The sequence below is a fragment of the Croceibacterium segetis genome (assembly GCF_011320115.1).
In the GTDB taxonomy this organism is placed as follows: Bacteria; Pseudomonadota; Alphaproteobacteria; order Sphingomonadales; family Sphingomonadaceae; genus Croceibacterium_B; species Croceibacterium_B segetis.
In genome coordinates, this window is sequence record NZ_JAANOZ010000004.1 from 121,281 (window position 1) to 145,236 (window position 23,956).

A 23,956-nucleotide genomic window follows, 5' to 3' on the forward strand; every position below is an offset into this window, starting at 1 on the left:
CGCACGCGTGGCCGTCTACACCCACCTTACCGCCGACGATCTCGCCGGGCTGATCGCCGAATACGACGTCGGCGAGCTGGTCTCCGCCAAGGGCATCGCCGAAGGCGTCTCCAATTCGAACTGGCTGGTCGAGACCACCGCGGGGCGCTTCATCCTGACAATGTACGAGCACCGGGTCGACGCGGCCGACCTGCCGTTCTTTCTCGGATTGCTCGATCATCTATCCGCCAAGGGCAGCCCGGTCCCGCGCACGATCCACGACCGCGCCGGAGCCGCGTTCCGCACCATTGACGGCAAGGCCGTGGCGCTGATCGAGTTCCTGCCCGGCGTGTCGATCGATACCCCGCGCCCGGCGCAGGCGCGTGCAGTGGGGGAGGCGCTGGCGGGCATTCACCTCGCCGCCGCCGACTTTCCCGGCGAGCGGGAGAACGCGATGGGCCTGGCCGCATGGCGCAAGCTGCTCGGCGATTGCGGCAAGCGACTGGCCGAGATCGACGCCGGCCTGCCTGACCTAGTCGCTCGCGAGCTTGAATTCCTCGAAACCCGTTGGCCGGACGACCTGCCGCGCTCGGTGATCCACGCCGACCTATTCCCCGACAACGTGCTGATGCTCGGCAACCGGGTCAGCGGGCTGATCGATTTCTACTTCGCCTGCACCGACATCATGGCTTACGACCTGGCGGTAACCCACGCCGCCTGGTCCTTTGCCGCTGACGGCAGCTATCGCGCAGGCGTCGGCGACGCCCTGGTCGCGGGATACGACAGCCGCCGTCCGCTGCCAGATGTCGCCAGGGCCGCGCTGCCGGTGCTCGCGCGCGGCGCGTGCATGCGCTTTCTCGCCAGCCGCGCTTACGACTGGCTGCACACTCCCGCCGATGCGCTGGTGACGCGCAAGGACCCGCTGGTGTTCGCGCGGCGACTGTCGTTCTACGAAGCGGAAGGCGAAAAGGTCTTTCGCGGCCAAGCCGCCTGAGGCATTCGCGCGTCCATGAAAAGAGTGGAGATTTTCACCGACGGCGCGTGCAAGGGCAACCCGGGGCCGGGCGGCTGGGGCGCGCTGCTGCGGATGGGCCGGCACGAGAAGGAGCTCGCGGGCAGCGAGCCGGCGACGACCAACAACCGCATGGAAATGACCGCGGTGATCCGCGCTCTCGATGCGCTCGCCGAACCGTGCGAAGTGATTCTCCATTCAGACAGCCGCTATGTCATCGACGGGATCACCCAGTGGGTGCACGGCTGGCAGAAGAGAGGCTGGATCAACTCGAGCAGGAAGCCGGTCCTCAACGAAGACCTGTGGCGCGAACTGATCGCGGCGACCGCCCGGCACAAGATCACCTGGGAATGGGTCAAGGGCCACGACGGCCATGTCGAGAACGAGCGCGTCGACCGCATCGCCAGTGCCGCCGCGGAAGCGGCGGGATCGCGCTGACCCGACTTCAGCCGCGGCTGTAGAGGGCGACAAGCTCGGCGCTGCCGAGCACGTGCCCTTCGCTTTCGTCGAGCACGTCCTCCACCTTCGACGGCGAGCCCGGCAGCCGCGCCACGTCGAGGGCGATCAGACGGAAATGATAATGGTGTGGCTTGTCGCCGGTCGGCGGGCATGGCGGCCCATAAGCGGCCTTGCCGAAATCGTTCTTCGCCTGCCTGAGGGCTTTCGCGCCCTCCTGGCCGGCGCCGGCGTCGAGCTGGCGGGCGCTGGCCGGCAGGTCGTAAGCTCCCCAGTGGCGGAACGTGCCATGGGGCGCATCGGGGTCCTCGACGACGAGCGCGAAGCTTTGCGTGCCGGCAGGCGGCTCGCTCCACTGCAGCGGCGGCGAGCCGCCGGCACCGTCGCAGGTGAACTCGGTGGGAATCGTCTGGCCATCGGCGAACGAGGTGCTGGTGAGCTTCATGGATGAGGCTTCCTGGCGCGCGGCGGAGCCTTGCTGGGAGGTGTCCGCAGCGCTGCACCCGGCCAACAGGCCGACGCCGAGGGCCGTGATGGCAACCTGGCGCCAGGTCACGATTGGGCTGCTTCGGGCAACCTGATCAGATTGAGCCCGGTCGCGGCATCCTTGCGCCGGCACAAGTGCGCCGGCGATTCGGTGACGATCAGCGAAGCGACTTCAACCTGCTCCGAATCCGGGATGTCGCGGTGCTCCTTGGCGTCCCAGTCGAAGTAGCGCGGCACCGCCTTCTCGAAGGCGCCGATGCCGGTGACTTGCGCGCCGGCCATACGTTCGCGCTCGGCGAATTGGCGAATTCGCTCCATCGCCTCGTCACCCGTGTCGAGCACCAGCGCGAAGGTTCGTTGGCCGCCGTGCGAATGGATCTGCCGTGCTTGCATGGCGCCGCCTCCTCGACTGCACTTACGGTAGGGGTCGGCAATAGTTCCGGGCAGTCAGGCAAACCGCGCTGGGGAGTAGAGTGCGGGATCGAGCGCTTCGCTCATGTCGTCGAGCGGAAGGCCGAGCAGCACTTGGGCCCCCAGCCGGGCGGCTGCGGGAGCGGTCTGGATGCCGAAGCCGCCCTGCCCGGCAAACCAGAAGAAGCCCTGCACTCGGCTGTCGAAGCCGTAGACGGGCAGCCGGTCCGGGGCAAAGCTCCTCAGCCCCGCCCATCTGTGCTCGACTGCCTCGATCCGCCAGTCGACTACTCCCTCGAAGCGATCGATCGCCAGCGCCACATCGAGTTCCTCGGGCGCTGCGTCGCAGGCCGGGCAAGGCGTCTCGTCGTGCGGGCTCAGCCACAGCTTGCCGTGCTCGGGCTTGAAGTAGAACGCGCCCGAGATGTCGAGCACCAGCGGGAGGTCGCTAGGGGGCGCCGGAGCGGTGCGCAATTGCGCGACCGTCCGCCGCAGCGGCTGGACGCCCAACGCGCGCGCGCCGGCCAGTTCGGCGACCGGATCGGCCCATGCGCCGGCGGCGTTCACCAGCACGCGCGCCCGGGCCTCGCCCGCGCGTCCGAACGACAGGCGCCAGCCGGCGCCTTCGCATTCGACTGCCTCGAGGGACGTGCGGCAGCGCAATTCGACCCCGCCGGCGCGGGCTCGAGCAAGGTAGTGTCGGTGCAGCCCGGCGACGTCGATGTCGGCGCAGGCGGGCTCGCTCAACGCGTGCTGCCAGTCGGAACGGACGCCGGGGATCCGGCGTTCGAGCGCCGCCCGGCCGAGCCGTTCGATCGAGACGCCGCTGTCGGCAAAACGCCGGATGAAAGCGTCGATCGCCGGCTCGTCGTCGGCGCGTCCGATGTACAGCGCGCCCCTGGGCGACAGCATGCCGTGCTCGCGCAAGTATCGCCCCGAGGCGAGCGTCAGCGGAACGACGTCCGGGCCGCCGTAGCATTCTTCCCAGAATGCCGCCGAACGCCCGGTGGCGTGGTAACCCGGCCGTTCCTCCGCCTCGACTAGCAGAACCTTCGCGTGGGGCGAGAGTTCGGCGGCCAGGCTGGCGCCCGCCATGCCCGCGCCGATCACCGCGATGTCGTAGTCCTCGGCCTGTCGAAGGGCGTTCATCCGGCGAGTACCCGGGCAAGGAATTCGTCGATGGCAGCAAGGGCTCGCTCACGCACCGGATCGGCTTCGCGCAGCACTTCGTGATATGCCTCCGCGCCGAACACGACCTGCTCGCTGCGCGGCAGGCGCGCGGCGGCACGGGCGATGGCCGGAGCGCTCACCAGCGCGTCGCCGCTAACTGAGAGCAGCAGCACCGGCACGTCGACCGCTTCGAGCGCGCCTGGTCGGTAAAGCGCGGCCATCGATGCAAGCGCAGCCCCGACCCAACCCCAGCTACCGGGGCCCATCGCCAGCTCGGGTCGCTTCTGCCGCCACCACAGTTCGTCCGCGTAGCGCGTCGCATCGTGGGTCAACAGCTTCGCCCGGCCTTCGGGGACTTCCCCCGGCTTCTCGCTCCATTTCCACGCCGGGCGGCGTGGATCGCCGACACGGCACATCAGGCGGGCCGCCAAGTTCTGGACAGGCCCGGGCAACCATGCCGGGAGGAAGCCGAGCATCGGCGCGGACAGGATCAGCGCGTCGGGCCGCACCGCTCCCTCGGCGACGGCGCGTAGCGCGAGGTGACCGCCCATTGAGTGCCCGGCGAGGACGTGAGGGCCCGGCCGCTCGGCCGCCCATTCGCGCCAGAATGCCGCGAGGTCGGCCACCCAATGGGCGAAGTCGTCGACGTGTCCGGTTACCGCGTCTGCGCCCAGTCGGCCCGAGCCCGCCTGGCCGCGCCAGTCGAGCGCGGTGACACACCAGCCTTGCGCCTGCCAGTGCGCCAGCGTCTCGAGATACTTCTCGTAGGCGTCACCCCGGCCGGGAAGGAACAGCAGGCTGCCGCGCGGCTGGTTGCCGGCTTGCGACCAGTCGATCCGGCGGATCGCGTATCCGTCGGGGGCCGACCAGCGGCTCTCGCGGGCGTGGGGGGGAATGGCGCGTCGGTCGAAAGCCACGGTTTCCGCTTTTTTCCGATGGCTAATTCCAACCTCCTGCCCGTGGTTACTTTTTAGTAAGCCCTGACCGCTAGCACTGACCCTCGGGAATACCGGGGGCGACCTTACGTGTTGGACGATCCGTTCAAATATGGACTGCTGGCCGGCTTGGCAATCGCACTGCTGATTGCCGGGTTCACCGACTTGCGCACCCGCCAGATCGGCAACTGGCTGACCGGCGCGATCGCGTTGGCTGCGCCGCTGTTCTGGTGGGCCAGCGGGCTCACCTTGTGGCCCGGAGTCGCCATGCAAGTGGGCGTCGCGCTCGCCGCCTTCGCGGTGCTCGCCGGACTGTTCGCCATGCGGGCGATGGGTGGCGGCGACGTCAAGTTGCTGACCGCCCTGGCGCTGTGGATCGAGCCGGAGTGGTTCCTCCGCCTGGTCATGATGATGGCCCTTCTGGGCGGCGTGCTGACACTCGTCTTCGGCGCCTGGCACGTGACCCGTCGCCGGAAGGATCGCCTCGCGATCCCCTACGGCGTGGCGATCGCCAGCGCCGGGCTGTGGGTGCTTACGGTGCATTACTGGCCGCCGGTCGCGGTGGCCTCGAGCGTTTTGGGGTGAATAAGATTTTAACCACTTCGGCCTAAGTGCCGAAATCATATCGCCATTTCTATTTTGGGGGCTTTGACGCACCATGGACAGGAAGAAGCTGGTTCTGCTGCTGGGGGCGCTGGTCATTGCGATCGGCACCGCGCTGGCGGCCCGGAGCATGTTCGCTGGCGCGTCAGCGCCGCAGGCGCAGGCCGCCCCGGCCGTGCCGACAGGACCTAAAGTGCTCGTCGCCAAGCGCGCGTTGCCGCTCGGCACGATCATTACCGCCGACGCCGTCGGTTATCAGCTGTGGCCGAAGGAAATGGTGCAGGACGCCTACTTCGTCGACGGCGAGGCGGACATGAGCAAGCTGCTCGGCACCGTCGTGCGCTATCAAATCACCGCTGGCGAGCCGGTCACTCAGGGCGCGCTCGTCGCCCCTGGGGACCGCGGCTTCCTCGCTGCGGCGCTCGGCCCGGGCATGCGCGCCGTTACCGTGCCCGTGTCCGAGAAGACCGGCGTGGGCGGCTTCGTCTTTCCGGGTGATCACGTGGACATGATGCTGACGCAGTCGATCAGCGGAACCGAGGGCCAGCCCCTCAATGCCACCGAGACCATCCTGCGGAACCTGCGCGTTCTCGCGACCGACCAGCAAACCGAAACCACGACCGGCGACGACGGCAAGACCGTCGTCAAGGCCGTCCGTACGGTCACGCTCGAAGCGACGCCGAAGGTGGCCGAGAAGATCGCCGTCGCCCAGACGGTCGGCACGCTGAGCCTTTCGCTTCGTTCGCTGGCCGACAGTCAGTCCGACCTCGACCAAGCGATCGCCAAAGGGAACGTCAAGGTGCCGGACGGCCTCGCGAAGGACGCCGAGGACAAGCTGCTCAGCAAGGTTTCGACCGGCGGACAGGACGGCCCGGCCAGCTTCGTTACCGGCGGCGACGTGTCGCGCTTCCAGCGCCACACGGTGCCTCCGCAGAAGTCGCCGAGCGCGGCCGGTGGCGCTCCAGCCGCCGAGGCCCCGACCGGGCCGACGGTGCGAGTGTACCGCGGCCAGGCCGTTACCGTTCAGCCGGTGGCGGATGGCGTCAAGGGGATGGTCAGCAAGCAGTCGAAGGGCGCCGGCAGGGCGGCGAACACGCTCCCTGCCGCGACCGCCGCCAGCATGATTGCCGGGTGATCCAATGACCAAGTTCGTCACCACACCCGAAAGCCGCGCAGGGAGCGGCGATCCAATGAGGGGCAAGACAATGAATCGTCGCCTTATGAAGACCGTGCTGAGTGTTACCGGCGCGCTGTTGCCGCTGGCCGCCGTGCCGGCCAGCCCGGCGCTGGCCCAGGCGGTCACCGCTCCGCGGAGCGAGATCGTCCTCTCGATCGGCAAGGGCGAGCTCGTCACGGTGCCCGGCACGATGAGCGACGTGTTCGTCGCCAACGACCAGGTCGCCGATGTCCAGGTCAAGTCGCAGCGCCAGCTCTATGTGTTCGGCAAGTCCGGCGGCGAAACCACCGTCTATGCCAGCAACGCGGCCGGCGCCATCGTCTGGTCGGCGAACGTGCGGGTGGGTTCCAACATCAGCAGCATCGACCAGATGCTGACCCTGGCGATGCCCGAAGCGCACGTCAGCGTCTCGACGATGGGCACCAACACGGTTCTGCTCACCGGCACGGTTGCGGCGCCCGAAGACGCCGCCGAGGCCGAGCGCCTCGTCAGCGCCTACGTCGGCGACAAGACCAACGTCATTTCACGGCTGAGGACGGCAACGCCGCTGCAGGTCAACCTGCGCGTCCGTTTCGCCGAAGTCAGCCGTTCGCTGGTCCGTGCCCTGGGCGTCAACTTGACCAGCATGGACGCGACGAGCGGCTTTCAGTTCGGCGTCGGCCAGGGCCGCACCGGCTGGATACCGACTTTTCGCCCGAACAGCGTGAGCGGAATTGGCAACAAGGTCAGCACCACCTGCCCCGATCTCAACGATCCCGCCAAATTGGTCGAATGCGCCGGCACGTCTGTGACCCAGATCGCCAATGGCACCACTCTGGGCGCCTTCGGACGCTTCCTCGGCCTGGACATCGCCAGCGCACTGGACTTGGCCGAAACCGATGGCCTCGTGTCGACCCTGGCGCAGCCGAACCTGACCGCGCTTTCGGGCGAAACGGCCGAGTTCCTCGCCGGCGGCGAATTCCCGATCCCGCTGAGCCAGGGCCTCGGCACGACGACGATCGAATACAAGAAATACGGCGTCAGCCTGGCCTACACACCCACGGTCCTCGCCAACGGGCGGATCTCGATCCGCGTCCGGCCGGAAGTGTCCGAACTGTCGAGCCAGGGGGCGATCACGCTGAACGGCTTCCAGGTTCCGGCGCTGACGGTGCGCCGGGCCGAGACGACGGTCGAGCTCGGCTCCGGCCAGAGCTTCATGATCGCCGGCCTGCTCAGCAACAACGCGCAAAACACGATCAACAAGGCACCGGGCCTCGGCGATTTGCCGATCCTCGGCAGCCTGTTCAAGTCGACGACCTTCCAGAAGGGTCAGACCGAGCTGGTGATCGTGGTCACGCCGTACCTGGTGAATCCGGTCGACGACAGCGAGATCAAGCTGCCGACGGATGGTTTCCGCATCGCGAACGCCAGCCAGCAGTTCTTCCTGAACAGCGAGAATGACGGCATCTCCGGCGCGGCCCGGCCGATGCCCAGCGCGGCTGGCCAGCCTGCCCCGACCCCTTCGGTCGGTCTGAACGACAAGGGCCAGCCGCCGCTCGCAAGCGGCGACAAGGGCCATCGCGAGGCGGCCAAGGTCGCCCAGAACGCCGACCCGGTGACGCCCGGGTTCAGCCTGAAGTAAGAAAGGTGATGAAAATGCCTATCCGCAAGAACCGCGCGGCCGGTGCCGCCATCGCCCTCTCGCTCGGGCTTGTCCTGTCGGCGTGCAATACGACTGGTGCCGACTCGGCCATCAATCGCTCGCTCGACAGCGTCAAGCAGCCGGTCGTCGAGCAGCAGACTTATGCGCTCGACCTCGCGGCGACCTCGGGCGGCCTGCCGATCGCCGAACAGCGCCGCCTGGCCGACTGGTTCGATTCGATGAACCTGCGCTACGGCGATCGCATCGGCATCGACGACGCGATGGCGAGCGCCGGAGTGCGTGGCGACGTCGCCAAGATCGCCGGGCGTTACGGCCTGCTGGTCGGCGATGGCGCGCCCGTGACGCAAGGTTTCATCGAACCGGGCAACGTTCGCGTCGTGGTCACGCGCAGCCGAGCCTTCGTGCCCGGTTGCCCCGACTGGTCCGAGCATGTCGTTGAATACGGCAACAACTCCACCTCGCCCAACTACGGATGCGCGGTGAACGGCAACCTGGCGGCGATGGTCGCCGATCCCCAGCAGCTGCTGCACGGCGCCGCCGGCAGGAGCGATACGGTGATCATGAGTTCGACCAAGGCCATCCAATCCTATCGCGAAGCAAAACCGACCGGCGCCGATGGCCTGCCGGAAGTGTCGACCCAGTCATCAGGGGGGAAATAACCAATGAACGCGCCTTGGAAACCTGGCCTCGCGGGCAACCGCGACCCCTTCGCAGCCTTCATCTGCGACGAGACGGCACTCGACGTCTTGCGGCCGGTGGTCATCGAGCTTGGCTGGGCGCCTGAGAAGTGCGCCAAGGGCGGGCTGCGCAACGCCGTGCAGTCGCTGTCGATTGCCGCCAGCCCCGCGATTCTGATGGTCGACCTGTCGGAAAGCGGCGACCCGCTGAACGACATCAATGCCCTGGCCGAGGTTTGCGAGCCGGGGACGGTCGTGATCGCGATCGGCCAGGTCAACGACGTGCGCCTGTATCGCGACCTGCTCGCCAGCGGCATTCACGACTACCTCCTCAAGCCGCTAACGGCGGGCCAGGTCCGCGATTGCCTGAATCAGGCGCAGGCCGTGTTCGCCGCCCCGCGGCACAGCGAAGGCGAAGCCGCCAAGGCTCACGTCTCGGTCGCGGTGGTCGGCACTCGCGGCGGTGTCGGCGCGTCGACCCTGGCGACTTCCCTCGCCTGGCTGTTCAGCGACGGCAAACGACCGACCGCGCTTCTCGACCTCGACGTCCATTTCGGCACCGGCGCGCTTTCGCTCGATCTCGAACCGGGCCGCGGCCTGACCGATGCAATCGAGAACCCGAGCCGCATCGACGGCCTGTTCATCGAGCGGGCGATGATCCGCGCCAATGACAACCTGGCGATTCTTTCGGCCGAAGCGCCGATCAACTCGCCGCTGATGACCGACGGCAGCGCCTTCGTGCAGTTGCAGGAAGAGTTCCGCTCGGCATTCGAGACCACGGTGGTCGACCTTCCGCGCAACATGCTGATCAACTTCCCGCACCTGCTGGCGGACGTGAACGTGATGGCGCTGGTCACCGAGATGACGCTCGCCTCGGCGCGCGATACGATCCGCATCCTCTCGTGGCTCAAGGCCAACGCCCCCGGCGTCAACCCGCTGGTCATCGCCAACAAGGTGCAAACCGGCGTGGCGGAGATCAGCAAGGCCGACTTCGAAGCCTCGATTGAGCGCAAGATCAACTTCCTGATCCCTTACGACCAGAAGGCCGCGGTCAATGCGGCCAAGCTCGGCCAGACGTTCGCCGACGCCAATCGCTCCAGCAAGGCTGGCGGGGCGATGCGCGACATTTCCAAGGCGATCCTCGCCGCTGGCGAAGACAGCGCCGCGGAAGACGGAGAGACGGGCAATTCCTCGCTTCTGGGCAAGTTCGATTTCAAGTCGCTGCTCGGCAAGAAGAGCAAGGGCAAGGCGGTATCCGCGGGAGCGGAATAACTCGGCTCGAGTGGGCCGGATGGTTCGGTCAGGAAGGCACTAGCAAGCAATGAGCGTGATCCAGCTTGTTCTCGTGGCGGCGGGCCTGATGGCATTGATGGCTATCGGGGCGATGCTGCTCACCGGCGCCTCTCCGGCCAAGGAAGGGCAGCGCCGCCTGCAGGCGGTGCGCTATCGCCATTCCGAGAGCACGAACGCCAAGGTGGAATCGCAGCTGAAGAAGGCGATCGCCTCGCGTAAGCCGAAGATGCACAAGGTCGCCGGGTCGGGCTCCCGAGGGGAGGCGCTTTCGCTGCGGCTCGACCGCACCGGCAAGGGCTGGAGCGTGACGCAGTACATCTACGCCTCGCTCGGCCTCAGCTTGGTCGTGACCGTTGCCCTTTACATCAAGACCGGCGCGCCGTGGCTCTCGCTCGGCATCGGCGTTCTCATCGGTGCCGGCCTGCCCCACAAGGTCGTCGGTTTCTTCATCAAGAAGCGGCTGGCCAACTTCAATTCCAAATTCCCCGACGCGATCGAGCTGCTCGTCCGCGGCTTGCGCTCGGGCCTGCCGGTGACCGAGACCCTCGGCGTCGTCTCGCACGAGATTCCCGGCCCGGTCGGCATCGAATTCAGGGGCGTCGTCGAGCGGATCCGCATCGGCCGCACGATGGAAGAGGCGTTGCAGGAAACCGCCAACCGGCTCGGCACGCCCGAGTTCCAGTTCTTCGTTATTACGTTGGCGATCCAGCGCGAGACGGGCGGCAACCTGGCGGAGACGCTGTCCAACCTCGCCGACGTGCTGCGCAAGCGCGCGCAGATGAAGCTCAAGATCAAGGCGATGAGCTCGGAATCGAAAGCTTCGGCCTACATCGTCGGCGCCCTGCCGTTCATCGTCTTCGGAATGATCTGGTGGATCAACCCGACCTACATCGGCGGCTTCTTCTCCGAAGACCGGCTGATCATCGCCGGCCTCGGCGGCCTGACCTGGATGTCCATCGGTGCCTTCATCATGGCCAAGATGGTCAATTTCGAGATTTGAGCGAGGACTCCGCGCAGCCATGATCATCGCCCCGTCCACCGGACCCAAGCTCCTCGGCTTCGACGTCTTCTTCGTCGGCTCGATCCTCGCCGGGATCGCCGCCGCCGCGGTGGTGCTCGCGATCTACGCGGCGGTCACCGTGCGCGACCCGATGGCCAAGCGCGTGCGGGCGCTGAACGCTCGGCGCGAAGAATTGAAGTCGGGGATCATTACCCAGAAGTCGCGCAAGCGGCAGAGCCTCGTCCAGCGGTCGGACGCGACCGACAAGGTCAAGGACACGCTGCGGGGCATGAAGGTCCTGCAGGAAAGCCAGCTCAAGATCATTCAGCAGAAGCTGGCGCAGGCGGGTATCCGCAACAAGGAATACGCGGTCTTCGTCATCTTCGCGCGAATGGTGCTGCCGGTCGCGCTCGGCTTCCTCGGCGTGGTCGTCCTGTACTGGACCAACACTTTCCCCGAGTGGGGCAGCTTCAAACGGTTCATGGCTTTCGCCGCACTGGTCATCTCGGGCTACAAGGGGCCCGAGGTCTACCTCAAGAACAAGTCGAAGAAGCGCACGTCCGAGATCCGCAAGGGCCTGCCCGACGCGCTCGACCTGCTGGTGATCTGCGCCGAGGCCGGCCTCACCGTCGACGCGGCGTTCAACCGCGTCGCCAAGGAGCTCGGCCGCGCCTATCCGGAACTGGGCGAGGAGTTCGCGCTGACCGCGATCGAGCTGTCGTTCCTCACCGAGCGGCGGCAGGCGTTCGAGAACTTCGCCTATCGCGTCGACCTCGACGCGGTGAAAGGCGTGGTGACGACGATGATCCAGACCGAACGCTACGGCACCCCGCTCGCTTCGGCGCTGCGCGTGCTCTCGGCCGAGTTCCGCAACGAGCGCATGATGCGCGCCGAGGAAAAGGCCGCGCGCTTGCCGGCGATCATGACGATCCCGCTGATCCTGTTCATTCTGCCGGTGCTGTTCATCGTCATTCTCGGCCCGGCGGCCTGCTCGATCAGCGACGCGTTCTCGGGCGGGATCGGCGTCAAGCATTAAGGGGCGGCTGAGGCCGGGGGGACCCTTGAGAGAGCCCCCGCAGGTCGATCGGACCTGCGGGGGCTTTTTCGCAAATGCCCCCTAGCCGATGCCGAAGTTGGCGCTGTCGATGTCGTCAGCGTCGAGATCGTCGACTTCGGAGCGGACCCGTCCGAGCAGCGAGCGGAACGCCTCGACTTCCTCGTCGGTGAACCTGGCGAACAGGCGCCGCTCCATCTCCAGCGCCAGCGGCATGATCTGCTCGTGCATCGCCTTGCCCGCCGGCGTGAGCTCGAGCAGGTGCGAGCGTCCGTCCTGCGCGTTCGGCCGGCGCACCGCCAGTCCGCGATCCTCGAGCACCTTGCAGGCGCGGTTGACCGCGACCTTGTCCATGATCGTCATGCTGGTGAGCTCACGCTGGGTGTGCGGCCCCGAATCGCCGAGCACCGCCATCACCCGCCATTCGGGCACGCTCAGGCCCCAGCGGTTGCGGTACTCCTGGGCGATCCTCTGGCTGACGGCGTTCGAGGTGACGGACAGGCGATAGGGCAGGAATTCGGCGAGGCGGTTGCTTTGTTTCATGGCAAACTAGTTTGTTGCAACTTTCTGGAGGTTTGGGAAGGGCCAGCCGACCAAGCGTCGTTAACCCTCTGCGGATTCCTCGACGAGCAGCCGGCGCATCACGGCGTCGAGGCGGGCGGTCGCCTGGCGGGTCCAGGCGCTGCGCGGAGTGACCAGCGCGGCGTCGAGCGCGCGGTCGATCGGGCTCGCGGCGCGCTCTTCGGGCAGGGCCCGGGCCAGCTCGGCGAGCGTGCGCCGCGCGGTCTCGGCGTTGGCGCGCATCACGGCGAGGATCTCGGCCGCCTCGACCCCCGCCTCGGCATCGCGCCAGGCGTCGTAGTCGGTGACCATGGCGAGCAGAGCGTAAGGCAGCTCGGCCTCGCGGGCGAGCCGCGCCTCCGGCAGCGCGGTCATGCCGATCACGTCGGCGCCCCACGAACGGTAGAGATGGCTCTCGGCGCGGGTCGAGAACTGCGGGCCCTCGATGGCGACGTAAGTCCCGCCGCGATGGATCTTGGCGCCAGCCTTCCTGGCGGCGTCGGCGGCGAATTTGCTCAGCCGCGGGCACACCGGGTCGGCCAGGCCGACATGGGCGACCACGCCCTCGCCGAAGAAGCTCCGCTCGCGGCCGGTCGTGCGGTCGATGAACTGGTCGACCGCCACGAAGGTGCCCGGCGCCAGGTCCTCCCTGAGCGAACCGATCGCCGAGATCGCCAGCACGTCGGTGACCCCGCAGCGCTTGAGCGCGTCGATGTTGGCGCGGTAGTTGACCTGGCCCGGCGACAGGCGATGGCCTTCGCCGTGGCGGGCGATGAAGCTGAACTTCACATGCCCGATCCGCCCCATCTCGACCGGCGAGGACGGCGCCCCGAACGCGCTGCCGACGGCGATCTGCTGGACATCGCTCTCCAGCTCGCCGGGATCGTACAGCCCCGAGCCGCCGATAACGCCGATGTGCCAGCCGGCCATGCCCCCGCCCCGTCAGCCGGTCACTTCGGCGGCATGCGGATGGCGCCGTCGAGCCGCACGCTGGCGCCGTTGAAGTAACCGGTCTCGATCATCGTCAGCACCAGCCCGGCGTATTCCTCGGGCCTCCCGAGGCGCTTGGGGAACGGCACCGCCAGGGCGAGCGATTCCTGCGCCTTCTCGGGCAGGCCGGCGAGCAGCGGGGTGGCGAAGATACCCGGCTGGATGGCATTGATGCGGATGCCTTCCTGCATGAAGTCGCGCGCGATCGGCAGGGTCATGCCCATCACCGCCGCTTTCGAGGCGGCATAGGCGACCTGGCCGATCTGGCCGTCCTCGGCCGCCACGCTCGAGGTCACCACCATCGCTCCGCGCTCGCCGTCCTCGAGGCCGTCGAGGGTCATCATCCCGGCGGCCGCCTTGGCGACGCACTGGAAGGTGCCGAGCAGGTTGACCTTGATCGTCTTCATGAACTGATCGACCGGGTAGTGGCTGATCGCACCGGTCTCGCGGTCGCGCTTGACGGTCTTGCCGATCGTGCCGATCCCGGCGCAGCAGACCAGCACCCGCTCCTGCCCGTGCGCCGCGCGGGCCTGGGCGAATCCGGCATCGACCGAGGCTTCGTCCGACACGTCGACCTTGCAGAACGTTCCGCCGATGTCCCGGGCGACGCTCTCGCCGCGCTCCTCGTTGAGGTCGAAGATGGCGACCTTGGCGCCTTTCGCCGCCAGCGCCCGCGCGCTCGCTTCGCCGAGGCCCGAGGCTCCTCCGGTGACGACGGCGGCGATGGAACTGTCGATCTTCACGTCATTCTCCTTGCGGACGATATCTCGGGGCGCGCCTTAGACGCTCCCACTTCCTTCGTCATCCCTGCCGAACCGAGTCCGGCCCGGCGCTCGATTCGGGGTTGCGGGCCGGGTGACACTTTACGGACCCTGTCACCTTGGTGTCGCCCTGAAAACCACGCATTTCCGCCGGTTTCGACCGAGGCGACAGGGTGACACTTGTCCAACAGCGATTGCCGCCGGCTCGCGCCACTTGTTCCGCAGGATGAGCTCGGTCCATCCTCAGCTTGGAACATAAAAAGAACATGTAGGACAGCAGCTTTTCGCTCCCGCCTCCAACATTCGGCGCGTAAGCCCGCCGCATGAGCCAGGTGCGAATCCTCGTCGATGCCGACGCCTGCCCGGTGAAAGAGGAAGTCTACCGCGTAGCCCAGCGCCGCAAGGTGGCGGTCGCGGTGGTCAGCAACAGCCCGTTCCGCGTGCCGATCGATCCATTGATAGAGCGCGTGGTGGTCCACGGCGGGTTCGACGCTGCCGACGACTGGATCGCCGAGCGCGCCGATGCCCGCGCGGTGGTGGTTACCGGCGACATCCTCCTTGCCGACCGTTGCCTCAAGGCCGGCGCCACCGTGATCGCGCACACCGGCCGACCCTTCACGCCGGCCTCGATCGGCAGCGCCATCGCCACGCGGGCGATCATGGCCGACTTGCGGGCGGGTGGGGATGTGATCGGAGGACCGGCGCCGTTCGCCAAGGCAGACCGCTCGCGGTTCCTGCAGGCGCTCGACGAGGCGTTGGTGAGACTGGAGCGGCAGCGGTGAGGTCCGCCCACACACGCTCATGAAGCGCTTGCCCCAATGCGGTCGTACAAAGTCTAGCCGACGAGCCCGGCATTGAAGCGCTTCTTGCCGGCGGCGAGCATGACCGCCAGCGCCGCCGCAACCAGCGCAGCAGCGACAACACCGTTCTCGCCGGGCACTGCGAAACCGAATAATCGCGCCACGGACGGCACCAGGACTATCAGCGCGTAGAGTGGCGCGGTCAGGCCCAAGATGGCGGCCAGCGCCCAATTATGGCCGGAGGACCGGCGCCCAACCCAGCGCACTCCGAATGAACGATTGACGAGCACCAGGACGAACACGGCTGCAATCAGGCCGGCGAAGACCGTCGCTCTCATCGCCTCGGCCGCCATGGCCGAACGCTGCGCCCAAGCGGCCAGCCCGAGGAGCAGCGCCAGCGCCGCGGCGCCCTGGGACGCCGACCACACCGCCAGGGCTCGCGAAATCAGCGCAGTGTGCGGCGCGCGTGGCCTTCGCTGCATCACGTCCGGCTCCTCCGGCTCCGCTTCGAAGACCAGCGAACAGGTTGGATCGATGATCAATTCGAGCAAGGCGATATGCACCGGTCCGAGGATCAGCGGCCAGCCGAAGAGCAAGGGGGCGATCGCGAGCCCGGCAATCGGCAGGTGGACCGCGAAGATGAAGCCGGCCGCCTTGCGGATGTTGTCGTAAATCCGCCGTCCCAGTCGGACCGCGGTTACGATGCTCCCGAAATCGTCGTCAAGCAGGACGAGCGCGGAAGCCGCCCGGGCGACATCGGTCCCGCGTTGCCCCATCGCAATCCCGATGTGCGCGGCCTTGAGCGACGGGGCGTCGTTTACCCCGTCACCCGTCATCGCGACGATTTCCCCGGCCGACTTGAGCGCGCGGACGATGCGCAATTTCTGTTCGGGCAGGACGCGCGCGAACACCGCCACGCCCCTAATTTGCCGGGCAAGTTCGGTATCGTCGGCTTTGGCGATCTCCGCACCGGTCATCACGCTTCCCGCCGCGATCCCGGCCTGGGCGGCAATCGCGCTCGCGGTTGCCGGGTAGTCGCCGGTGATCATCACCACCCTGATGCCGGCTTCCTGCAGTTGCCGGACGGCTGCCGGCACCGATTCGCGGATAGGATCGGCCAGCCCTACCAGCCCGCGATAGACGAAGTCGAAGTGCCGCTGGGTCTCCGGCAAGTGCTCGGTGCTCCAGCCGGCTTCGGCGACGGCCAGGACGCGCAGGCCGCGTCGCGCCATCTCTCCCACGGCCGCATCCATCGCTTGTCGCGCGCCGGCATCAAGACGGCACAGCTCGGCGATCGCTTCCGGCGCGCCTTTTGCGGCAACCATTCGTTGCGGCTTCTCACCGCGCATCCAGACTTGCGACATCGCCAGCAATTCCGGCGCGAGCGCATAGGCCTGCTCCATCGACCAGCCGTGCTCGCGATGGCTGGCCAGCGACGTGGTCGCCTGGGCGCTGGCGAGGTCATGGAAGGCCTTTTCCATCGGATCGAAGGGGTCTTCCTCGCTGGCAAGCATGCCCAACCGGGCAAGATCGGCGAATTCCGGCGTGGACAGGGCTTCGCCCAGGCCCGGACGATGGATTTCGCCTCCGGCAAGCCGCAGCTCGGCGACGGCCATTCGGTTCTGCGTCAGGGTGCCGGTCTTGTCGGTGCACAGGACGGTGGCCGCGCCAAGCGTCTCGATGGCGCTTCCGCGGCGCGCCAGCACGCGCGACCGCGCCATGCGCAGCGCGCCGATCGTCATGAACAAAGCCAGCACCACCGGCAGTTCTTCGGGCAGCAGGGACATCGCCACCGCGATCCCGGAGAGGAGGCCGTCGAGCCACCCTCCCCTCAGGAAACCGTAGAGGAGCACGGAAAGCAGGCTCACCGCTAGTGCCGCCACGGCAAACCAACGAACCAGGCTCCTCGTCTGGAGGACGAGAGGCGGAGTCTCGGTCTCTAGCGACGCCAGCGATCGGCCGAGCGCACCGATCCGGCTGTGGGGACCGGTAGCGTGGACCCGCGCCAGCCCGGTTCCCCGCACCACGAGCGTTCCCGAGAACGCATAGGGGAGGTTGTCCCCGCCTGGCAGGGGCGGATCGCCCGGATCCTCTCGGCTCACCGCCGACTTCGCCACCGGGACCGATTCGCCCGTGAGGATGGCTTCGTCGGCCTGGAGCCCGTTCGCCTCGACGATCCACCCGTCGGCCGAGATGCGGCTGCCTTCGCTGATGACCAGCAAATCCCCCCGCACGACCTCGCGCGAGGCGATCGTTATTCGTCGCCCGTCGCGAATGACGGTCGCCTGGGGCATGCTGAGGTCGCGCAACGCCTCGATCGCCCCTTCGGTGCGGACTTCCTGGACGACCGCAATCCCGATCGTCAGCCCGACAAAACCCAGCAGGATCAGCGCTTCACCGGGATCGCCGAGCAGAAGGTAGATCGCTCCCGCGGCCAGCAGGAGCAAAAGCATGGGCTCTCGCAGGACGCCGCCGATGATCCCGAACGCCGAACGGCGCCGGCCGCCGGGCAGCTCGTTCGGCCCTTCCGCGGCCAGCCGGGCTTCGGCATCGGCTTGCGCGAGGCCGTCGCGGGGGGTCATTGGGGCTTCGTCGGTCATCGGTCCACCCGCCTCCTGATCGGTCCCTTGTTGCAGACGTCTCGCGTCACGCCGATATCGCGAGGGGCTCATTTCCGGAACCGGCAGTCGCCCCGCCGGTTATGCGCACTACACCGGACCGGGACAACCGGTGTGCCAGGACGACACTTCCCCAACCAAAGAGATGGCCGCGCCATCTCGCAACCCTATAAGGGGCAATGGACGAGGTCCCACCCATCCTTGTGGTCGAGGACGAGCCGCTCATCAGGCTTGTGCTCACCGAAGCGCTGAACGACGGCGGTTACACCGTTCTCGAGGCCGAGAACGGCCCTGCCGCGCTGGAGCTTATCGACGGGCTGGAGCAGCTTCGCGGCCTCGTGACCGACGTCAGGATGGGACCGGGATCCAACGGCTGGGAGGTCGCCCAGCACGCGCGCGAGAAGTTCGCCGGGCTCGCCGTGATCTACGTCACGGGTGACAGCATGGCGGAATGGACGGCCAACGGCGTTCCGCTGAGCATCGCGCTGCAGAAACCCTTTGCCAGCGCGGAGCTCGTCACGGCGCTGGCCAACTTGCTGGTGGCGCAACAAACCACTCCCCCGCCGGCCTAGCGCCACGCTCGCGGCAACCCGTGCGGCTAGCCCGGGCCGGTGTTCTCATCCTTTGCGGCCTGCCGGTACTTCATCCGCCCCAGCTCCGCCTCGACGCTGGCGCGGCCCTCTTCGCTCGCGGTAGCCAGGTCGAGAGGCCGCCCGCCGAGCCCTTCGTGCTCGCCGTTGAGGAACGCGATCGCCTGCTCGCGGCCGAGGACCAGGAAAGCCAGGCGCGAGATCTCGCCCTGCCGCGCGGCCTGTTCCGGCGAAATGGGTGCGACTTTCGAGCGGCGGCGCCAGGGATTGGTGCGACCGGGGGTTTCGGGTTTCTCTTCGCTCATGCCGGGTGCGCTCCTCGCGAGTAAGCGGGAGCACGAGGTCTCCCAGCCGCGGGCGCTTACGGGGCGAAGCTCACGATAGACCCTAGATGGGGTCGGGGAGCCGTTATGGTAAGGGCTCATCCCCGAGAGCGCGTCCGCTCACCCTTGAGCGCCGCCGCCCGCGAGCGCAGCAAGTCCCGCCGTGCGACGATGCCCGCAATCCGCCCGTCCGCATCCGTCACGCACACCCGGCCCGAGTTCTCGGCGATCATCAGGTTGGCGATCACGTCCGACGGGGTGTCGAGGGTGACCACCGGCAGCGAGACGTCGGACAGCGTCTCGCCCAAGCTGCCGTCGAGCGTGCCGGGCTCCTGCCGCCAGCGCAGCGCGTCGGCGCGCGAGACGAGCGCGACCGGGCGGCCGGCCTCGTCCACCACCGGATAGCTGCGGTGGACCGCCTCGCCCTCGAAGAACACCAGCGCCTCGCCCACCGGCAGGTCGGCCGGGAGCGTGACCGGGTCGGCGGTCATGACGTCGCGGGCGAGGCTCAGCGCGAGCGGGTCGACGCTGAATTCCTGGCTGATGTGGCGCCCGCGCCGGCTGATCTTCTCGGTCAGGATCGAGCGGCGCAGCAGCAGCACGGCCAGCCCGAAAGCGATGCCCGAGCTGGCGATGGCTTCGGGCAGCGCATCGAAGCGGCCGGTCAATTCGGCGACGAACAGCGCGGCGGTGAGCGGCGCGCGCATCGCAGCGCTCATCATTCCGGCCATGCCGATCATCGCCCACGGGCCGCTCCCGCCCGGCAGCCACAGCCCGGCGAGCGCGCCCGCCGCGCCACCGATGATCAGCAGCGGGGCGAGGATGCCGCCCGAGGTCCCCGAGCCGAGCGCGGCGAGCCAGACGACCGCCTTGACCGCCAGCAGCAGCACGATCGCCTGGGCAACCAGGGAGCCGGCCACCAGCGCCTGGATCGTGTCGTAGCCCGCGCCGAGCACGCGCGGCTCGACCAGCGCGCCGAGGCCGACGACGACCGAGCCGAGCGCCGGCCACCACATCCAGTGCAGCGGCAGGCGGTGAAAGAGGTCCTCGATCAAGTACAGTGCCTTGGAAATGACGCACGCCAGCAGCCCGGTCATGGCCCCGACGAGCGCCGCCAGCAGCAGGCTCGTGCCCGAGGCGGCGAGGTGCCACTCGGCCGGGAACAGCGGCCCGGAGCCGACCACCCACGGCCGCCAGGCGAAGGCGACGACCACGCTCGTCACCACCGGCACGAAGCTGCGCGGCTTCCATTCGAACAGCAGCACCTCGACCGCCAGCAGGATCGCCGCGAACGGGGTGCCGAAGATCGCCGTCATGCCCGCCGCCGCGCCGGCCACCAGCAGTGTCTTGCGCTCGGCGGCGGTAAGGTGGAAGCGCTGGGCGAACAGCGAGCCGATCGCCCCTCCGGTCATGATGATCGGGCCTTCGGCGCCGAACGGCCCGCCGCTGCCGATCGAGATTGCCGAGGATATCGGCTTCAACAGCGCGACCTTGAGCGTGAGCTTGCTCTCGCCGTAGAGGATCGCCTCGATCGCTTCGGGAATGCCGTGGCCGCGGATCTTGTCCGAGCCGAACCGCGCCATCGCGCCGATGACGAGGCTGCCGAGGACCGGGATGAGGATCGTCAGCGGCCCGGTCGCAGCGTCGGCCGGCGAGACCATGGCCCACGACAGCCTGTGGTACCACAGCAGGTTGGTCGTCAGCCCGATGAGGTGCAGCAGCGCCCACGCCGACAGCGCGCCGCCCGTGCCCGTCGCCAGCGCCATCGCGGCGAGCAGGAGCATGCGCACGTCGGCGTTGTGGTCGGCGAGCCGCGGGCGGTTGGGCGCGCCCGGAAGCGCGCCCCGCCCTGCGACCCGGGCGTTTAGGTTGGCGTTGCCTGTCATGCGCCGGGCAACTATGTCGTAGTACGATATAGCACAAGAGGGGCCGATGACCAAATTGAGCGACGGCGACTACCAGACGCTCGCCGGATTCCGCTACGCGCTGCGCCGGTTCGGCCGCTATTCGGAAGCCGCGGCGGAAGAAGCGGGGCTGACCCCGCGCCAGCACCAGGCATTGCTGGCGATCCGCGCCGGGCCCGGCGGCACGCTGCGTGTCGGCGAGCTCGCCGAGCGGCTGTTCCTGCGCCCGCACAGCGCTTCGGAACTGGTCCAGCGGATGGAGGAGCAGGGCCTGCTGCAGCGGGAAACCGGCCCTGCCGACAAGCGCCAGGTCGCTGTGCGCCTCCACGAGCGCGGCAAGCGCGTGCTCGAGGAACTCTCGCAAAGCCACCGCGCCGAACTCCGCCGCCTGCGCCCGATGCTGCAGGAACTGCTGGCAGAGCTCGGTTAACCAAGACTTCTTTTTTATAGTCCTGAATTTACTCAAACCACATGGTAAACAGAATTTTACCCTAATTGTAGGTATCGTAACCTATCGGTAACTTTCTTGTTGAGCGCCGGGAACCGGCTGTATTTATTTGAGTTGGCCACGCACTTGGGAAAGCGCCGCGCTACTTCCGCGCGCCTTACCCGCATACAAAGGACTGGCAGGGGGATTTCCATGTCGGCTGATCCGTTACCATCGGTCGAGTACGGCCTTACGAACCTCTCGTATGCAAAGCTCGACCGGCGCAGCACCCCGCGGTTCCGCACCGTATGCTTCGACGTGAAAGTCGTGCGCGGCGAAAACGCCGGGCTGTTTCGCGCGCGAAACATCTCCGACACGGGGATCAAGCTCGACACGCACTGGCAGCTCACCGCCGGCGAACGCGTCCTCGTCAAACTGTCGGAAAGCCTGGCAATCCACGGCGCGGTATTGTGGAGCGAAAGCGGGCGCTGCGGGATCGGGTTCGACCGGCCGATCGACTGTGCGTCGCTGCTGCGCGCGGGTGCCGAGCTGAAGCGCGACGACCGCCGCGGCGCGCTACGGCTGGAGACGATGACCCGGGCGACGAGCTACGGGGAAAACGGCATCCGCCCGGTCAGGATCACCGACGTCTCGCCGCGCGGCATGGGCCTGGCGCACGACGGCACGCTGGCGCCCGGCATGCAGCTCAAGCTGATCGCCGAGAACGGCGTCGCCCGCATCGGCGCGGTCCGCTGGGCCACCGCGGGCCGCGCCGGCGTTCGCCTGGTCGAGCCGCTGAGCAGCGAAGAGCTCGAGCGCGTGGGAGAGACCGTCTAGCGGCGAGCTGCTGTTCAATACATCGGTCGAACGCCGGCGCTGGTTTGTCGATGCCGCATTGCCACTTGCGGTTGCGGGTCGTCAGGTCGCCCAGTGGGGGGCCTTGGCATGCGGACAAGTCGTCGCGAATTCATCGAACTGGCGGCCACCCTCGGCGCGACCCTTGCGTGGACCGCGCCGGCGCAGGCTTCGCGCAGCCGGTGGCGCGAAAATCGCGAAGTGTTTCCCCAGGGAGTCGCTTCCGGCGATCCCGACCCCGCCAGCGTGATCCTGTGGACACGCCGACCGTTCGGCGGCGATGCAACCCAAGTCCTCGATCTCGAAGTGGCGGAAGACCCGCGCTTTCAGCGCGTCGTCAGCCGCGCGGCCGCGGCGGTTGCCGCGGAATCGGACTGGACCGCCCGCGTCCTCGTGGCCGGCCTCAAGCCCTCGCGCTTCTACTGGTACCGCTTCACCGACAAGGAGGGCAACGGCAGCCGCATCGGGCGCACGCGCACCGCGCCGGCGCCGGACGACCGGCGGCCGGTCAACTTCGCCTTCGTCAGCTGCCAGGACGTCAACGAAGGGACGCTCAATGCCTATCGGCGGATGATCTTCGAGGACGAGCGCGCGGCAGCCAGGGACCAGCTCGAGTTCGTCCTCCACCTCGGCGATTTCATTTACGAGGTGGTCGAGTACCCCGAGGAAGCAAAGACCCGCTACGACCGCACGATTTACGAGGTCGCGCGCATTCCGGACGGGCGCCAGGTCGGCAAATTCCACATCCCGCTGACCGTCGAGGGTTACCGGGCGGTCTACAAGGGCTACCTCGCGGACCCGGACCTGCAGGATGCCCGCGCGCGATGGCCGTTCGTGTGCATCTGGGACAACCACGAGTTCTCGTGGATGGGCCGGCAGAGCATCGTGAAGAACCCCGCGTGGGAGATTCCCGGGCAAACCGTCAAGGTCGCCGCCAACCAGGCGTGGTTCGAATACATCCCGGCGCGCGTCACCGCGCCCAGCGGCTCGCTCGACCGCTTCGGCCCGCCCAAGGTGGAAAACGTCAAGATCGAGACCTGGGACGACAACGGCCTTGGCCTCGAGCCCAACAACTTGATCGCGATCAACAGCCTCACGGCCTACCGCACATTCCGCTACGGCCCGCACCTCGACCTCATCATCACCGACGAACGCAGCTATCGCGGCCCCGACGCGTTCAGCGATCGCTCGCTCGGCCAGCTGGGCGGCGAGGAATTCATCAACATGTTTCCCGAGAGCCAGATGCGGGTGCTCGACGGCGGCCGGGTGTTCAACGGCGGCAACCCGCCGGCGGAAATCCGCTTCGGCGACAAGCACGTCCCCAACCCGCAAAGGAACTCCGCGCCGCAGACCATCCTCGGGGCCGAGCAAAAGGCCTGGTTCAAGGAGCAGCTCAGGAGCTCGAAGGCCACCTGGAAGATCTGGGCCAGCTCGCAAGGCGCGATCGACAATCGGGCCGATCCGCAGAACCTGCCACCGGGCCTGACCAAGGAGGCCTGGCCGAGCGACGCCGGCTACGCCTGCCTCGGCGGCGCCGATTTCGGCGCGACCTATACCGAGCGGGGCGAGATCTACGACCTCGTCCGCGAGGCGAACGTCACCGGCTTCGCGATCGTCGCCGGCGACCTGCACAGCTTCTGGGCCGGTTACGCGGCCAAGGATCTGCCGCCCGGCAAGTTCGAACCGGTCGGCCTGAGCTTCATCGGCGGCTCGCTGTCGAGCGCGGGGCCGATGGAGGGCATGGAGTACAACCTGCCGAAGGACGTAGCGCTGCGCCCGCTGTTCCTCGCCGACCGGCCCGACGGCGGCAAGCCCGCGTGGACCTTCAACATGCTGCTGCGGCACGGCGTGCGCTCGTGCCTCGAATACGCCAAGAGCTTCGACCTCGAGCGCGCCCTCGCCCTGTCCAACCCCGACAACGCCCCGCACCTCGAGTTCCTCGACCTCGGCGGCCACGGCTATGCCAAGGTGCGCCTGAGCGGGCAGGAGATGCGCACGGAGTTCGTCTGCATCCCCCGCCCCGTCACCCGGAGCGACCGCCCCGACGGCGGCTCGCTGCGCTACCGCGTCGCGCTCACCGCCGCCCTGTGGCAACCAGGCGAACGGCCGCGGCTGCGGCGGCAGGTGCTCGAAGGGGACGTCGGGCTGTCGGTGTGAAGTTTACACGAACCGGACAGGTTGACACGTTCCAGGGCGATATCGGCCGGTTTTGTCGCTTTTCCCGCCCGTTCT

The 23,956-nt window shown here is 67.8% G+C and carries 24 protein-coding genes; 14 read left to right on the forward strand and 10 right to left on the reverse strand.

The window, feature by feature from the left end:
* Nucleotides 1-7: 7 nt before the first annotated feature.
* Both thrB and rnhA read left to right on the forward strand, forming a co-directional pair.
* The gene (thrB, locus tag G7B69_RS06115) at nt 8-973 is read left to right on the forward strand and encodes a homoserine kinase (protein WP_166177220.1); all 966 of its coding nucleotides are present in this window, start codon (nt 8-10) and stop codon (nt 971-973) included.
* Between the two features lie 15 nt (nt 974-988).
* Complete coding sequence (gene rnhA / locus G7B69_RS06120) at nt 989-1,429, forward strand: ribonuclease HI (protein WP_166177222.1); 441 nt, start codon at nt 989-991, stop codon at nt 1,427-1,429.
* A 7-nt stretch (nt 1,430-1,436) separates the two neighbouring features.
* Here the strand turns inward: rnhA and G7B69_RS06125 are convergent, their stop codons facing one another.
* The 4 genes from G7B69_RS06125 to G7B69_RS06140 form a co-directional block, all read right to left on the reverse strand.
* Nucleotides 1,437-1,892, reverse strand: a complete 456-nt coding sequence (locus G7B69_RS06125) for a YbhB/YbcL family Raf kinase inhibitor-like protein (protein WP_166177224.1) — start codon at nt 1,890-1,892, stop codon at nt 1,437-1,439.
* Between the two features lie 107 nt (nt 1,893-1,999).
* Nucleotides 2,000-2,326, reverse strand: a complete 327-nt coding sequence (locus tag G7B69_RS06130; RefSeq protein ID WP_166177226.1) for a PCC domain-containing protein — start codon at nt 2,324-2,326, stop codon at nt 2,000-2,002.
* Between the two features lie 54 nt (nt 2,327-2,380).
* Nucleotides 2,381-3,493 (reverse strand): NAD(P)/FAD-dependent oxidoreductase, encoded by a 1,113-nt coding sequence (locus G7B69_RS06135; protein WP_166177228.1) that lies wholly within the window; start codon nt 3,491-3,493, stop codon nt 2,381-2,383.
* Complete coding sequence (locus G7B69_RS06140) at nt 3,490-4,431, reverse strand: alpha/beta hydrolase (protein WP_243415046.1); 942 nt, start codon at nt 4,429-4,431, stop codon at nt 3,490-3,492. Before G7B69_RS06140 ends, G7B69_RS06135 begins: the two co-directional genes overlap by 4 nt.
* A 108-nt stretch (nt 4,432-4,539) precedes the next feature.
* On the opposite strand from G7B69_RS06140, the gene G7B69_RS06145 reads away from it, so the two are divergent.
* The 7 genes from G7B69_RS06145 (at nt 4,540) to G7B69_RS06175 (ending at nt 11,877) form a co-directional block, all read left to right on the forward strand.
* A complete protein-coding gene (locus tag G7B69_RS06145) occupies nt 4,540-5,034 on the forward strand; it encodes an A24 family peptidase (RefSeq protein WP_423717851.1) in 495 nt (164 codons plus the stop codon).
* Between the two features lie 73 nt (nt 5,035-5,107).
* Complete coding sequence (gene cpaB / locus G7B69_RS06150) at nt 5,108-6,187, forward strand: Flp pilus assembly protein CpaB (RefSeq protein ID WP_166177232.1); 1,080 nt, start codon at nt 5,108-5,110, stop codon at nt 6,185-6,187.
* Between the two features lie 70 nt (nt 6,188-6,257).
* Nucleotides 6,258-7,850: a type II and III secretion system protein family protein gene (locus G7B69_RS06155; RefSeq protein WP_243415047.1), complete on the forward strand. Its 1,593-nt coding sequence runs from the start codon at nt 6,258-6,260 to the stop codon at nt 7,848-7,850.
* A 14-nt stretch (nt 7,851-7,864) separates the two neighbouring features.
* A complete protein-coding gene (locus G7B69_RS06160; protein ID WP_166177236.1) occupies nt 7,865-8,530 on the forward strand; it encodes a CpaD family pilus assembly protein in 666 nt (221 codons plus the stop codon).
* A 3-nt stretch (nt 8,531-8,533) separates the two neighbouring features.
* On the forward strand, nt 8,534-9,820 hold the full coding sequence (locus tag G7B69_RS06165; protein WP_166177238.1) for a pilus assembly protein CpaE: 1,287 nt from the start codon (nt 8,534-8,536) through the stop codon (nt 9,818-9,820).
* Between the two features lie 49 nt (nt 9,821-9,869).
* On the forward strand, nt 9,870-10,841 hold the full coding sequence (locus G7B69_RS06170) for a type II secretion system F family protein (protein ID WP_166177240.1): 972 nt from the start codon (nt 9,870-9,872) through the stop codon (nt 10,839-10,841).
* 19 nt (nt 10,842-10,860) lie between these two features.
* Nucleotides 10,861-11,877, forward strand: a complete 1,017-nt coding sequence (locus tag G7B69_RS06175) for a type II secretion system F family protein (protein WP_207785961.1) — start codon at nt 10,861-10,863, stop codon at nt 11,875-11,877.
* Between the two features lie 81 nt (nt 11,878-11,958).
* On the opposite strand, the gene G7B69_RS06180 is transcribed toward G7B69_RS06175, so the two are convergent.
* The 3 genes from G7B69_RS06180 to G7B69_RS06190 are packed head-to-tail and all read right to left on the reverse strand — an operon-like array spanning nt 11,959 to nt 14,189.
* Nucleotides 11,959-12,438 carry a MarR family winged helix-turn-helix transcriptional regulator gene (locus G7B69_RS06180; protein WP_166177242.1) on the reverse strand — a complete coding sequence of 160 codons (480 nt, stop codon included), beginning with the start codon at nt 12,436-12,438 and terminating at the stop codon, nt 11,959-11,961.
* A 60-nt stretch (nt 12,439-12,498) separates the two neighbouring features.
* Nucleotides 12,499-13,386, reverse strand: a complete 888-nt coding sequence (gene mtnP / locus G7B69_RS06185) for an S-methyl-5'-thioadenosine phosphorylase (protein WP_166177244.1) — start codon at nt 13,384-13,386, stop codon at nt 12,499-12,501.
* Between the two features lie 20 nt (nt 13,387-13,406).
* Nucleotides 13,407-14,189: an SDR family NAD(P)-dependent oxidoreductase gene (locus G7B69_RS06190; RefSeq protein WP_166177246.1), complete on the reverse strand. Its 783-nt coding sequence runs from the start codon at nt 14,187-14,189 to the stop codon at nt 13,407-13,409.
* Nucleotides 14,190-14,530: 341 nt separating this feature from the next.
* Between G7B69_RS06190 and G7B69_RS06195 the strand changes: the two genes are divergently transcribed.
* Complete coding sequence (locus G7B69_RS06195) at nt 14,531-14,989, forward strand: YaiI/YqxD family protein (protein ID WP_166177248.1); 459 nt, start codon at nt 14,531-14,533, stop codon at nt 14,987-14,989.
* Nucleotides 14,990-15,042: 53 nt separating this feature from the next.
* Here G7B69_RS06195 and G7B69_RS06200 read toward each other — a convergent pair whose 3' ends face one another.
* A complete protein-coding gene (locus G7B69_RS06200) occupies nt 15,043-17,607 on the reverse strand; it encodes a cation-translocating P-type ATPase (protein ID WP_166177250.1) in 2,565 nt (854 codons plus the stop codon).
* Nucleotides 17,608-17,804: 197 nt separating this feature from the next.
* On the opposite strand from G7B69_RS06200, the gene G7B69_RS06205 reads away from it, so the two are divergent.
* Nucleotides 17,805-18,197, forward strand: coding sequence for a response regulator (locus G7B69_RS06205; protein ID WP_166177252.1), 393 nt, complete (start codon nt 17,805-17,807; stop codon nt 18,195-18,197).
* A 26-nt stretch (nt 18,198-18,223) separates the two neighbouring features.
* On the opposite strand, the gene G7B69_RS06210 is transcribed toward G7B69_RS06205, so the two are convergent.
* Nucleotides 18,224-18,520 carry an antitoxin Xre/MbcA/ParS toxin-binding domain-containing protein gene (locus tag G7B69_RS06210; RefSeq protein WP_166177254.1) on the reverse strand — a complete coding sequence of 99 codons (297 nt, stop codon included), beginning with the start codon at nt 18,518-18,520 and terminating at the stop codon, nt 18,224-18,226.
* A 116-nt stretch (nt 18,521-18,636) separates the two neighbouring features.
* On the reverse strand, nt 18,637-20,322 hold the full coding sequence (locus tag G7B69_RS06215) for a chloride channel protein (protein WP_166177557.1): 1,686 nt from the start codon (nt 20,320-20,322) through the stop codon (nt 18,637-18,639).
* Between the two features lie 148 nt (nt 20,323-20,470).
* On the opposite strand from G7B69_RS06215, the gene G7B69_RS06220 reads away from it, so the two are divergent.
* The 3 genes from G7B69_RS06220 (at nt 20,471) to G7B69_RS06230 (ending at nt 23,881) form a co-directional block, all read left to right on the forward strand.
* The gene (locus G7B69_RS06220; protein WP_166177256.1) at nt 20,471-20,872 is read left to right on the forward strand and encodes a MarR family winged helix-turn-helix transcriptional regulator; all 402 of its coding nucleotides are present in this window, start codon (nt 20,471-20,473) and stop codon (nt 20,870-20,872) included.
* A gap of 210 nt (nt 20,873-21,082) precedes the next feature.
* Nucleotides 21,083-21,706 carry a PilZ domain-containing protein gene (locus tag G7B69_RS06225; RefSeq protein WP_166177258.1) on the forward strand — a complete coding sequence of 208 codons (624 nt, stop codon included), beginning with the start codon at nt 21,083-21,085 and terminating at the stop codon, nt 21,704-21,706.
* Between the two features lie 108 nt (nt 21,707-21,814).
* The gene (locus tag G7B69_RS06230) at nt 21,815-23,881 is read left to right on the forward strand and encodes an alkaline phosphatase D family protein (RefSeq protein ID WP_166177260.1); all 2,067 of its coding nucleotides are present in this window, start codon (nt 21,815-21,817) and stop codon (nt 23,879-23,881) included.
* The last annotated feature ends 75 nt before the right edge of the window (nt 23,882-23,956 follow it).